At 39.4% G+C, this 13270-nt stretch carries 10 protein-coding genes; 4 read left to right on the top strand and 6 right to left on the bottom strand.

Going from position 1 to position 13270, the window contains the following annotated elements:
* The 4 genes from FTU80_RS03705 to FTU80_RS03720 all read left to right on the top strand — a co-directional run bounded on the left by FTU80_RS03705 (window position 1) and on the right by FTU80_RS03720 (window position 3476).
* Window positions 1-1191: an HlyD family type I secretion periplasmic adaptor subunit gene (locus tag FTU80_RS03705; RefSeq protein ID WP_078193562.1), complete on the top strand. Its 1191-nt coding sequence runs from the start codon at window positions 1-3 to the stop codon at window positions 1189-1191.
* A 102-nt stretch (window positions 1192-1293) separates the two neighbouring features.
* A complete protein-coding gene (locus FTU80_RS03710) occupies window positions 1294-1893 on the top strand; it encodes a YigZ family protein (RefSeq protein ID WP_180084285.1) in 600 nt (199 codons plus the stop codon).
* On the top strand, window positions 1886-2503 hold the full coding sequence (locus FTU80_RS03715; RefSeq protein WP_180084286.1) for a DapH/DapD/GlmU-related protein: 618 nt from the start codon (window positions 1886-1888) through the stop codon (window positions 2501-2503). Before FTU80_RS03710 ends, FTU80_RS03715 begins: the two co-directional genes overlap by 8 nt.
* A gap of 130 nt (window positions 2504-2633) precedes the next feature.
* Window positions 2634-3476 (top strand): universal stress protein, encoded by an 843-nt coding sequence (locus FTU80_RS03720; protein ID WP_078193559.1) that lies wholly within the window; start codon window positions 2634-2636, stop codon window positions 3474-3476.
* Window positions 3477-3687: 211 nt separating this feature from the next.
* Here FTU80_RS03720 and FTU80_RS03725 read toward each other — a convergent pair whose 3' ends face one another.
* From FTU80_RS03725 to FTU80_RS03750, 6 genes are all read right to left on the bottom strand, one after another.
* Entirely contained in the window at window positions 3688-4353 is a 666-nt protein-coding gene (locus FTU80_RS03725) for an O-methyltransferase (protein ID WP_180084287.1), read from the bottom strand.
* A 131-nt stretch (window positions 4354-4484) separates the two neighbouring features.
* Window positions 4485-5207, bottom strand: a complete 723-nt coding sequence (locus tag FTU80_RS03730) for a D-Ala-D-Ala carboxypeptidase family metallohydrolase (protein WP_180084288.1) — start codon at window positions 5205-5207, stop codon at window positions 4485-4487.
* Window positions 5208-5345: 138 nt separating this feature from the next.
* Window positions 5346-5669, bottom strand: a complete 324-nt coding sequence (fdxA, locus tag FTU80_RS03735; protein WP_004651686.1) for a ferredoxin FdxA — start codon at window positions 5667-5669, stop codon at window positions 5346-5348.
* 384 nt (window positions 5670-6053) lie between these two features.
* Window positions 6054-8684, bottom strand: coding sequence for a DNA mismatch repair protein MutS (gene mutS, locus FTU80_RS03740; RefSeq protein ID WP_180084289.1), 2631 nt, complete (start codon window positions 8682-8684; stop codon window positions 6054-6056).
* A 1503-nt stretch (window positions 8685-10187) separates the two neighbouring features.
* Entirely contained in the window at window positions 10188-12194 is a 2007-nt protein-coding gene (locus FTU80_RS03745) for a triacylglycerol lipase (protein ID WP_180023823.1), read from the bottom strand.
* A gap of 128 nt (window positions 12195-12322) precedes the next feature.
* The gene (locus tag FTU80_RS03750; protein ID WP_078193555.1) at window positions 12323-13237 is read right to left on the bottom strand and encodes an ABUW_2363 family tetratricopeptide repeat lipoprotein; all 915 of its coding nucleotides are present in this window, start codon (window positions 13235-13237) and stop codon (window positions 12323-12325) included.
* Between the last annotated feature and the right edge of the window lie 33 nt (window positions 13238-13270).

The following is a 13270-nucleotide window of genomic DNA, read 5'->3' on the forward strand; positions in this document are numbered from 1 at the left end:
ATGAGTGAAAATAAACAAGAAATACAACGCTCGACCAAAGTCAGCTTTAAAGAGCCACCATTACCGAAATCGAGTTTAATCATTTGGATTATTACGATTGGTCTGGCAATCCTTTTAGTTTGGGCTTGGTTGTTTAAATTAGAAGAAGTCTCTACAGGGACAGGTAAAGTGATTCCATCTTCGAAAGAACAAATTGTTCAGTCGCTTGAGGGAGGTATTTTAACCAAGTTGAATGTGAAGGAAGGTCAAATTGTTGAACAAGGTCAAGTCCTTGCGCAACTCGATCCAACACGCTTCGCATCAAATGTTGGTGAAACCGAGTCTTTACTTGTGGCATCTCGTGCGACAGCAGCACGTTTACGTGCAGAAGTGAATGGTACACCATTAACCTTTCCTGAAGATGTTCAAAAGATTCCAGCTTTAGTGAAGGAAGAAACAGCTTTATATCATTCACGTCGTGCAAACTTGGAAGAATCTGTTGCCGGCTTAAAACAGGCATTGGTGTTAGTTCAACAAGAATTGGCCATGACTGAGCCGCTCGTTGCTAAAGGGGCAGCAAGTGAAGTTGAAGTACTTCGTTTAAAGCGTTCAGCGAATGACTTACAAAATCAGTTAAATGATGTCCGTAACCAATATTTGGTAAAATCACGGGAAGAATTGTCGAAAGCCAATACTGATATTGAATCACAGCAACAAGTGGTGAAAGGCAAATCAGATACACTCAGCCGTACCGTTTTTAAATCTCCAGTTCGTGGTGTGGTCAAAGAGATTGATGTGATGACATTGGGCGGTGTGATTCCGCAAAATGGTAAATTGATGACCATTGTACCTTTGGATGAACAGCTTTTGGTAGAAGCACGTATTTCACCGCGAGATATTGCTTTTATTCGTCCGGGTCAAGAAGCCTTAGTGAAAATTACGGCATATGACTATTCGATCTATGGTGGTCTAAAAGGTAAAGTGACCGTCATTTCACCAGATACTTTACGTGATGAAGTGAAACAAGATCAGTTCTATTATCGTGTTTATATCCGTACAGATAGCGATAAATTAAGCAATAAAGAAGGTAAAAGTTTTAGTATCACTCCGGGTATGGTGGCGACAGTTGATATCCGTACCGGCTCGAAAACTGTACTTGAGTACTTAATCAAGCCATTCAATAAAGCAAAAGAAGCACTTCGCGAACGTTAATAGCGCAGTGCCAATCAAGCCTCCAGCATTGGGGGCTTTTTTGTGGATGTAAGTCTTTCAAAAAACGCTATAATATCCGCTGATACAGGATCTAAAGACGTTATGCCATTTACACTCGCCGCACAGTTTGAATATGAAGAAGACATTAAAAAAAGTCGTTTTCAAGCCATCGCAGTTCCTGTGGAAAATGAACAAGCCGTTAAAGAATTTCTCGAAGCCCATAAAGATATCTCAACAACACATCAGTGTTGGGCATGGAAAATTGGACATACCGTACGTTTTAATGATGATGGTGAGCCTTCAGGCACAGCAGGTCGGCCCATTCTAGCAACCATAGAAGGGAATGACCTAACCAACGTGTTGGTCTTGGTTAATCGTTGGTATGGCGGAATTAAGCTCGGGACAGGGGGATTGGTACGTGCCTATGGTGGCTGTGCAGGTCAATGCCTTTTACAAGCTGAAAAAATTGAACTCATTGAGAAGAAAAAAGTGCAATTTAGTTGTCAGTTTAATGAATGGGCAATTTTCCAATACGAACTCAATCAGCAGCAAATTGAATTTCAGGAAGAATATACAGCGCAGGGCGTAAATGTACTTGCATCATTGCAAATTCATCAAATCCAACCGCTACAGTTAAAGATTCAAGATGTAACTCGCGGACGTGAACAATTGCATATCGTTGAGGTTGCTGAAGATGAATGAACAAGATCCATTATTGAAATATCGAGAGCAACATAAGCATCGTCTGAATTATATGCCTTGGTTGTATTGGTCACTCAAACCGAAAAATCGTGGTTGGGCCGAAGCTTGGCAACAGGAATATCAAGACTATCTCAAATCGATGGAAACTGTTGAAATTGGTGAAAACTGTTTTATATCGCCATTGGCTCATATTTTTGCCGAACCGGGACGTAAGATTGTCATTGGAGATAACAGCTTTATTGCGGCGGATTGCACCCTGCATGGCCCAATAGAAATTGGCAATGAAGTGGCGATCAATCATCACTGTATTTTAGATGGTGGGCGCGTGGGCATCAAAATTCACAATCAAGTCCGTATGGCGGCGTATTGCCATTTATATGCTTTTGATCATGGAATGGATGTCAATCAACCGATCTATCAGCAAGCTGTACGATCACAAGGGATTGAGATAGAGCATGATGTTTGGTTAGGTGCGCATGTTGGAATCAAGGATGGTATTCACATTGCTGAGCAGGCTGTAGTCGGCATGAACAGTATGGTGACGAAAAATGTTGAAGCGCGTGCAATCATTGCGGGAAATCCTGCAAAATTCATTCGATATCGTGAATAAATAATCGCCAAATAGGTCATAAATATTTTTTATGCTTACACAAATGCATGCACAGTGAAACAGAGTTGTGATAAGTTAAAAATAACAAACAACATTTTATAGCCAAGCAATAATAAAACGAGGGCTAATCATGAAACGAGTTATCGCCTGTATCGACTCTTCTCCATGCATTAATGCACTAGCTGATGCTGCTGCTTGGGTTGCTAAACAAACTCACCGTGAGTTGGTTTTACTGCAAATACTTGATTACTATCCGGCAAGTTATCACTTAGGTGAAATTAGCGGCGTGATTGGGTTTGAAAGTAATGCCATGCTCTTAAAAGAACTCGCGGAGTTAGAACAAAAACAAAGTGATTTAGCGCTAGATTATAGTAATAACTTGCTCAAACACATTTCTGAAATGATCCAAGATAAGCATGGTATTCAAACCACCCATATTCAGGAAAAGGGTGACTTCTTAGAGCAAAGTTTTAATATTTTGCAAGATGACGATATTGTTTTAATTGGTCGCGTTGGTGAACGTTCAGCAGAGCGTAATAAGCCGCTGGGTAGTAATGTTGAAAACTTTATTCGTGGTGCAAGTTGTACAGTTATGACCGTAGGACCAACGTTTAAACCACCGACTCGCTTTATTTTTGCCTATGAATATTCGCCTAAATGCGTTGAGTTAATGAAGCGTGTGGCACAAAGTGATCTACTCAAACTCTTACAATGTCATTTGGTTTATGTTGGAGATCACCCACAAATCTTGGATGATCCAAAAAATTATTTAACCAATGCCGGTCTAGATGTGGTGACGGAATACCGTTATGGCGATGTTTCGGAAAATATTCTGGACTATCAACAAGAGCATGGCATTCAGTTAATCGTACTTGGCGCTTTTAGCCACAGTAAAATCCATCAGTTCTTCTTGGGCAGTATCACCACCAGTATTTTCAGAAATTCGAGTGTTCCATTGTTGGTTGTAAAATAAGTTGAGCAAACGAACAGAGTTGATTTAATAGACGGACAATTACGAGTAAATAAATAATAAGTTGTTGATTTAAAAATAATCAGAGTTATCCTCAAAAATTGTGGATAACTCTGTGTGTAGTATTCGTAGGTAATTGTTTTTAAAATAAAATATTATATTGATTGTTTTTTATACCTTTATTCGAGGTGTTTAAAAAACACCTCGATTGAGATTATTTAACGATTGCAATCGCAAAACCATCATGACCTTTACAACCAACAGTTTGAAGTGCTGTGCAAGATAAAATTTTTGGATGATTTTGCATAGCTTTGAACATATCACGGATACCTTCAATGCTTGGTTTATGGTTTTCAGCGTTCAGAATCTCGCCTGCACGAATCACATTGTCTAAAACAATCACTGTACCTGAATGAGATAAATTTAAACTTAATTCTAAATATTCAGGGTAGCTCTGTTTGTCTGCATCGACAAAAATAAAGTCAAAAGGTTCGGTATCTTCAGGAAGGGCACGTAAAATATTTGCTGCACGACCACATTTCAGTTCTATCGTTTGTGCAAGCTTTGCATTATCAATATTTTCTTGACCGAGGGCAGCATGTGTATCACGACCTTCAATGGTCAGAATATAACCATCATCAGGTAATGCGCGTGCTAGCCACATGGTGCTATAGGCTGCAAAAGTTCCAAGTTCTAAAACGCGTTTACACTTGTTCATTTGGATTAACATTTGTAGCAACATGCCTTGATTGGCCGCTACAGCAAGATGATCAGGAAAGCCACGTTCATCTGTATGTTGAAGTGTTTGAGTCAGTATTGGATCTTCAGGAATTAAATGTGAATCGATGTAAGCATCAATGTCTGTCCACATTTGTTGCATGTTGTCGCACCTCGTGATTGATGCAAGCATTTTAAACCTTTCCACCAACATCGCAATTTATTGTTCTATATTTGAATATTTTATGTACAAAAAAGACCTCCGAAGAGGTCTTGATATGATGATGTAATGTTTTAGTAATTACACATTGATGAGCGACTTGAGTGATCAGGCCCCCAAGTACGGTAGCCTTGAGTATCAATATGAATTTGTCCGCTGGCATATAAACCTAATCCCATATTGAGACTCTGCCCGTGTTGTGACCAAAATTGGCATAAACGGAACTTGGTATTTTCAATATAACTGTAGTCTTCGGGCTGCGGGTACGCAGGTCCAATACGGAAATCAATCGCCGAGTTATATAGGTGACGAGATGAACTTGCACCACCGGCACATTGGTTCAAAGGCAAATCACGATAAACCGAAGTCACTTCAAAGTCCGTTAAGATATTGGCCGCAACTAAATATTTAAAGACACGTAAGGTCGCAATTTGGTTTTGCCATAATTCACGGTTAGGCACCATATATTCTGAGCGACCACATTTTTGCCAATCACGTGCAGTACGCATCAGCTCAAATGATGGAATGATATTGCCTACACCATTTTTCTCTAAAAAGACTTCATAGTCTCGGACACGACGTAAATTATTGACAGACGCGACCCATGAGTTGTATGCATAAGGCACCACTTTAGGCGGGGCTTGTCTGATGGTCGTCACTTTTTCTTGAGGTATGTAAATACGTTTACCGTCGGGAGTTGTAATAGTGTGACCTTGTTTTTGTGGTGTAGTTGTACAACCAATGAAAACAAGAGGGAATATTGCAACGGACAATAATCCCTTGATTAAATGCTTCATTATAGAAATCAATTATTTATAAACTCGTTCTATTTTAATCCAATTTGATTGAGAAAATTTGAATAATTTGCAATGAAATGTGTGCTTTAAGTATAAAAAAAGATCAGCATGTGCTGATCTTTTCATGAAAGCGTAAAATTACTTTTCAAGATATTGTAATTTATCAGCTTTACCGTTCCATTCTTCACGGTCGGCAGGTTGATCACCAATTTGAGTGATGTTCGGCCATTTTTGAGAAAGTTCAGTATTAAGTTCGATAAATACTTCTTGACCTTCAGGTAACTCATCTTCAGAGAAAATCGCGTTAGCTGGACACTCAGGTTCACATAGCGCACAGTCGATACATTCATCTGGATTAATAACAAGGAAGTTTGGACCTTCATAGAAACAGTCAACAGGGCAAACTTCTACGCAGTCTTGATATTTACATTTAATACAGTTTTCAGTGACAACAAAGGTCATGGCGACAGCTACCTAAAAAATATGGTTCTAATAAACTAATGGTGTATTTTAGGCAAAAAATAGGGTAACTAACAATTCCTTTTATTGATAATTATTATATGCAGTGCTGTTAAAATCACTAAAAACTGAACAATTTATGTAAATTTCACAATGAATGAGAATCATACTCAAAAACTAATTAAATTACATCTGTTTATCGAACAATATTTTTATGTGCATTTTAAGCATGAAACATTTTAGAACATTAATTTTTTATCAATTTATTGCTGAATAGCCGCAGTGGTAGATAGCAAACATTCACTAATTTACGCGTTTGAATGGTGTCAATGCAAAGAACACCTTTATAGGTGCTCTTTGCGTTTCTTATCTATCGTTTCTGCTTAATTAGATCTTAAGTAAATCTTTCAAGGCGTAAAGTTGTTGTAGTGCTTCACGTGGACTTAAGTTATCGACATCTAAATCTGCTAAGGCATCAAGTACGGGCGATGTTTTTTCAACTTCAACTACGCGTTCGATGACTTCAGGCTCTGCGAGTGCCGAGAATAGATCGGTTTGTACAGCCGTATTGAGTTGCTGTTTTTGCTGAGTTTCTAATATACGAAGGCGATTTTGCGCTTCTTTGATCACAGCTGCAGGAATCCCCGCAAGCTTTGCTACTTGTAGACCATGACTTTGACTCGCAGGGCCTTGTTGAACTTTATGCAGTAAGATCAGGTTGCCATTAAGCTCACGAGCAGTTACATGATAGTTATCGATATTAGCGTCTTTACCTAATTCAGTGAGCTCAAAATAATGCGTTGCAAATAGGCATAAACATTTAATACGACGCGTGAGATCGAGCACACATGCCCACGCCAAAGATAAGCCGTCATAGGTACTCGTACCACGCCCAACTTCATCCATCAGTACCAGTGATTGATTGGTCGCATGATGTAGAATCTGTGAGGTTTCAGTCATTTCCACCATGAAGGTTGATTTGCCTGTAGACAAGTCGTCGGCAGATCCTATACGGGTAAATATCCGATCGATCGGCCCTAATACGGCAGATTGGGCAGGGACAAAGCTACCACAGTAGGCTAATAAGCTGATTAAGGCAGTTTGGCGCATAAAGGTCGATTTACCGCCCATATTTGGCCCTGTGATAATCGCCATACGGTGATTAAAGTCCAAACTAGTATCATTTGGAGTAAATGCTGATTTGCTCAGAGATTCCACAACAGGGTGACGTCCGGCTTTGATTTTGATACCAACTTCAGGGCTATATTCAGGACGTGACCAATTGCGTAATCGCGCTTGATGGGCAAAATTGGCCAATAAATCAATTTGCGCTATAGCGGCGCTCATCATTTGTAAGTTGCCAATATCTGCACGTAATTCATCGAGTAATAGTTCAAAAAGCATTTTTTCGCGCGCTAATGCACGTGACTCACTTGAAAGCACCTTATCTTCAAAGGATTTAAGCTCAGGGGTAATGTAGCGTTCCGCATTTTTAAGGGTTTGGCGGCGAATATAATGATCAGGTGCTTGTTCAGCTTGTGCGCGAGTCAGTTCAATATAGTAACCACTAACTCGGTTATAACCAATTTTTAAGGTTGCAATGCCGGTTTGTTCACGCTCTTTAATTTCAAGATCAATGAGGAATTGTCCCGCATGGTCACGAATTTTACGTAGTTCATCAAGTTCAGTGTCGAAACCCTCGGCAATCACATTTCCATCACGTAAAAGCACTGGCGGGTTTTCTACGATGGCAGACATGAGACGCTCATGTAAGCCATGAAAATCACCCATTTCATCATTTAACTGAGCGATCAGCTTAGATTGGTGTGACTGAATGATCGGTTCAAGTGCATGTCGAAGATAGGGAATTTGTGCACAAGTTTGACGTAACTGAACAAGGTCTCGTGGACGAGCACTGCCGAGAGCTACACGAGATAGCACACGTTCAATATCACCAATTTCTTTGAGAACTAAGCGGATCGGAGACTCATGATAGCCTTGCAGCATCGCTTGTGATGCATCTAAACGTGCATCCAATAAAGCGGTATCTCGTAAAGGCTGCATCAAGGTACGACTCAATAGGCGGCCGCCCATCGCAGTTTGGCAATCATTGATTAGTTGGAACAGGGAAGTACCATGTTCAAATAGGGGGTCAATCAGTTCTAAGTTACGACGAGTGACGGGGTCGAGCGCCACAAAATCACTACTTTGTTCGAGTTGAATGCTGCGGATATGTGGTAAAGCAGTTTTTTGAGTCACTTTTGCATAGTGAATCAAAGCCGCTGCGGCAGCTTTCGCCAAAGGTAAATGGTCAATACCAAAACCTGAAAGTGTGGCAACTGCAAATTGGTCACACAGCGTTTTTTGTGCGTTATTTAAATTGAAGTCGACGTTTGGACGTTTAGTGACAGGGCAGTCTAATTGACGTTTAATTTGCTCGACAATATTCGGATCAATAAGATCTTCATCAATCAAAATTTCGCTCGGCATTAAACGAGAAAGTTCGATTGCCAATTGTTCCAGTTGATAGTCCATTTGCTGAACTTTGAAAATACCTGCACTGAGGTCTAGTAAAGCAATCCCGATTTGATTTTGTTGTAAGCAGATCGCGACTAAATTTGAACTTTGATGGGAGGCAATCAGTGCATCGTCCGTTAATGTCCCCGGGGTAATGATACGGACAATTCCGCGCTCAACCGGCCCTTTGCCTGTCACTTCACCAATTTGCTCGCAGATCACCACCGTTTCCCCTTTTTTTACAAGGCGGGCTAAATAGCCTTCAGCTGCATGGTACGGGACACCCGCCATAGGAATAGGCTCACCATTGGCTTTACCACGATGTGTTAGTGTAATTCCTAAAAGTTTTGCTGCCTTATGCGCATCTTCAAAAAAGAGCTCGTAAAAATCACCCATCCGATAAAACATCAGTGAATGCGGATTTTGCATTTTGACTGACATGTACTGTTGCATCATCGGGGTCAGGGTTGAAAGGTCAACTTTGGAATTATCAGCTTGCATGAAACGAAATACCTTAAAATAAAAATTTGTGCGCTGCTAAACGAATAACACTGTTTTGATGAAAATTGGATTTAGAAAAAGTCCTTATATTTATATTGTCTCTTCATTCAAAACCACAGGTGTACGTTAACAAATCGTGTTGCTGATTCTAGCAAAAAAAGTGGTAGGAAAATGCCAGAAAAGGTTTGTCTGCATGTAAAAAAAGCAGACTTGAGTATTCTTTAAAACACTAAAATATCTCAGTATAAATTCAAAAAGCTTAGACTGACTCAAATACTAGGCTATGCTTCAGCCTGAGCTAATCGATATTGGTTGCGATCGCTACCTTATGCAAGGTAAAGTGCACGATCGGCAGCCTATATAAATTTCTGAATTTTATAAGATTTAGATGGAATGATCGTTTCCGTACCGATGCTAATCTTCACAAATTCAGACATATGGCTGGCTGGATGTGGAAGTTCGAGTGATTAAGTTCTGCATAATAAATCGGCTGCCAAAGGTTCAATTTTCAGCTTCAGTTAACACCCTAAAGAGGAGTAAAAACTATTCGCTGCCATTGTGTGCAGCTAACTCACTATTTCGATTGGTGATTTGAGCCAAAACCTCTGCAATTTGGGTCAGGCAGATGTCAACCGCCTGATGATCTAAATGATCAGTTTAATTTTCAAAAATTCGATATCGATCACCATGATGCTTAAAGGCTGTTGATGGCGTAGGGCATAATGCCATAGCTATTCTAAAGCTCCTTATAATGGACGACAGTCAGTGGTCATGTTCTACCAACCCGTAACCATGGCAATATAAAAACGCATACCAACAAAGGCATAGATGATGACCACGGCATACTTCATGGCTGCATGTAATAGCGCATCATTGTGATCATTACAAATCATAGTAAAGATGATAAATATGATCGCAACAGCGCACATCGAGCCTAGACAAGTATAAACATTAAAATAAGGGGTTAATGCGGAAAAAAAGAAAAATCCCATGCGATCAGAGTGATAAACACTACCCAAATATACAGAGGAATCTACAAAACTGCGTTATGGAATCACTTGATAAATCCCCGTACATGACAGGGCATACAGGAGAAAAATAATGATTCCGCGAAAACAAAATTTTTTCGCCGCTTCATCGCGGTAGAGCGGTTGATAAATGGATTATAAACTTGACGTAAAATATACTTAATTTTATATAGTTATGATTAGACCCTTAATTTCACAGAAGAAGTGACTTAAAGCCTTAAAATTTCATAATTCGATATGCTCATAAAAAATTAGGAAATGGGCACAATATTTTGAATTTATTTTACAATAATTTATCTCCAATATAAGGTTTATGTAAAGTTTAACGAGTGCCTTTGAGTTTTAAAATAATTAAAAAAAAGCTTATATAGTAATTACCTGAATAATGGCATATTCAAGTAAATGCAGAAATAAAAAAAAACCGATCCTGAGATCGGTTTTAAAATATGTAGATCGATTTAAATGCTGTATTGCCTTATGGTTTATAGAGGCCAAGTTCAATCAAATGCAAACGTAATATACGGCGTAGTTCGAGTACAGCTTCAGGGGTTTCTTGAATCGAATGACCCCCTTTAATGATTTTTTCTGAAACAGCACCCTCTAGATGAGCACTAGTGTATGGTACGATATCATCCGTCATAATATTTTTATCTTGACTGTTGGTGTTATTTCCCATAATTGAATGAAACTTCAAACCCTTACGCGGCTGAATATCTTCAGTGAGCGCGATAAATTTTGATTGATGACTTAAGTCACTTGGTCCATTTTGGATCAAGCCATGGTCAATTTCACGAAATAAATCTTTCAGGTCTTCTTCTTGAGTTAACACATCACCCATGGCCGATAAAAAAGCTCCTGGGAGTTTAATAATTTTTCGAGCGGCTTTGGTAAACCAGCGATCTGCATATTCTGTACCGCGATGAGGTGCAGCTAAAAAAATTGCGCGGCTGAAATTTGGAATATCTTCAATCACCATACGTTGCTTCACTACTGGAATATTTCGGTACTGATTTAATTGACGTGAATTCATCATTTTCAAAGCTGCTTGTGTGGTATCGGCTTGGCTGACCAGTAGTCGTGCAATAATGCCGCCCATACTATGACCGACTAGAACAGCATCTTTTTTAGCTGCGGCATTGGCGTCTACTTTGCTAAAGGTCTGAGTCAAAATGGAATAAATTTGGAAGCGGCTTTCAATAATCGGCATATTAGTTGAATAGAAGACTTGCCACACTTGATAATGTTCACGTAGCACTGAATCGCCCATAATATCGTTAGTCAGACGAATCCATGCTTCAGGGCTGCTAGCAAGGCCATGTACCAAGACGATAACTTTCTTGTCAGGATTATATGGTTCAAGCATGTAGAGATGCGGCATCGTCAGTTTTTCATCTCGGTCAATCAGTGATAAATAAGCTGCCTTACCCAAGTTATTTTGTGCTAACCAAAGACCATATGGAGCGGAAAAATTGGCAGCAAGCGCATAGTTTTTATTGGCAATATTGACCTGTTCATACTTATACGGGTCGTAAGCTTTAATTTGAAACTCATGTTGATTCAAAATTTGATCAACTGTAGTTGTAGCGCTTAGTGGTTCAGCCGTTAAGGTTGCAGCTAAATAGCGCGCTTGATGGATATTAGGATTTGAACCAGACGGATATTTAAAATCAATCGGGTTGATAATATATTTTGCTTTGCCTGTTTCAATCGTATGTTCTTCCGGTAAAACTACAAGAAATTCGGAGCCAAAACCATCTCGGCGGGTAATTGAACGTAAACCTGAGAAGTTAAGATTATAGGTTGACATCAATTGTTCAATTTTACGATTTTTGAGTTCTGGGTAGTGGCTGAAGTCTATGTGATAGGTGGTTTGTCCGACTTTAATCTGTTGGGTGACTTCTTGCGGCTTATAACGTAGTGCATAGCTGCTAACCAATTTGGCAATCCCTTGATTATAGAAATCACGGATTTGAACTTGACGGTTATCAAAAATACGATCAGCAGGCGCACGTTTGGTTTTAAACATGTACGCATAGCTATAGCGAATACTTTTATCGAGAAGTATCAATTGTTGATCTAAGCACTTATTATAAGTGTCTTGTTCAATTTTTTGTTTTTCTTCAGATTTGTGACTACTGAGCACACCTAACTTGCAGGCTGAAGAAGATTCATATTCTATAGCTTTAGCTAAATATAATTCACTTGCTGTAGAAAGTAATTGTTCATCTTGAATCTGAGGAATTTGTTGTAACTCATCAACACAGGCTTTCGGGTCTTCTGTGCAGGCTTTGGCTTCCCGACCTGTCATCGACAAGACATTTAAACTGGCTTCGCTAAGTTTGTTTCGAGAAATAATACTTTCACGTTCATTGGCAATCGAAACATTGAGTTTTTGATTTTTGACACTGACGACCTGACATCCACTCAGTACGCTTGTACTTATGATTCCAAGGAGCAGTATTTTTTTAATATTTTGCTGCATAAAGAGGCCGCGCATAAGGTTAGGTATCTTCAAATCATACGATAATTGTCAGGATTTTCAATTCACCTTAAATGAAAAAAGACCGTTAAAACGGTCTTTTTTCAAAAGAATTTTCTAAATCGTCAGATTTAAGACGCAGCTTTAGGTGGATTTAAAACTTGCCAAACATTCCAGCGACCTTGCTTTTCAATTTCTTGAATTAAACGATCAGCAACTTCTGCTTCTTGTGGATATTTAACTTTATAGTTCTTTAAAACCTGAATGGCGTTCTTTTTTTGTTCCATGGCAATATAGTTATTTGCTGCAGAAAGATACGCTTCTTGAACACCGGCTTTCATTGCTTTGTCTAAGTATGGAATCGCTTCACGTTGACCACCACCTTCAGATAAACCAAAACCGAACCAGAAGTTTGCTTCTGCATCATCTTGGTTGATTTTTAAAATACGTTGTGCGTAAGTTAATGATTTAGTTGTGTACACAGAACCCAAATCAAGGTTACGTGCCATCACACTGGCTTTAAATGCACGAACTAAAATATCAAAAGAAGCGTTGTCTTTAGACGCAAGCGTATCTAATTTTTGCGTAACTTCCTTGAGTTTAAGCTCAAACCCTTTGCGTTCTTGGCGTTGAACAAAACGTGGTGGATAGTGACGTGCTTTACCTTCAACAAGCTGTAAGAAATCATCAATTTCAGTAATGTCGATTTCATTGTCACCTGCTAAAGCAGCAAATTTCATCGAACGTTCTTTGCTGTCAACAGTGGGGATAATCAGGCGGTTTTCTTCAAGGGTTAATTGCTTAGATGGGTCGGTTGGGCTAGTTACCACCATCTTAGTCACAGGCTGTGCTGCAGCTTTTTGTAAATTTAATTCAAAAGGAGGTGGTGCATCGTAGTTAAATGGGTTGAGTGCGTAGAAAGGTGGAGTCAGTTCAGGCTCTACAAAAATCATGGCATCTTTAGGAGCATTATTTTTAGTTGGGGCGCTTCCACAAGCGGCAAGGGTTAAAGCAATACAAGCAACTGCCAAGGGCTTAAGCGTCATATGATTCATCCATTAAATTTATTTTATAAAAAA

Source organism: Acinetobacter sp. YH12145 (assembly GCF_013418335.1).
GTDB lineage: Bacteria > Pseudomonadota > Gammaproteobacteria > Pseudomonadales > Moraxellaceae > Acinetobacter > Acinetobacter amyesii.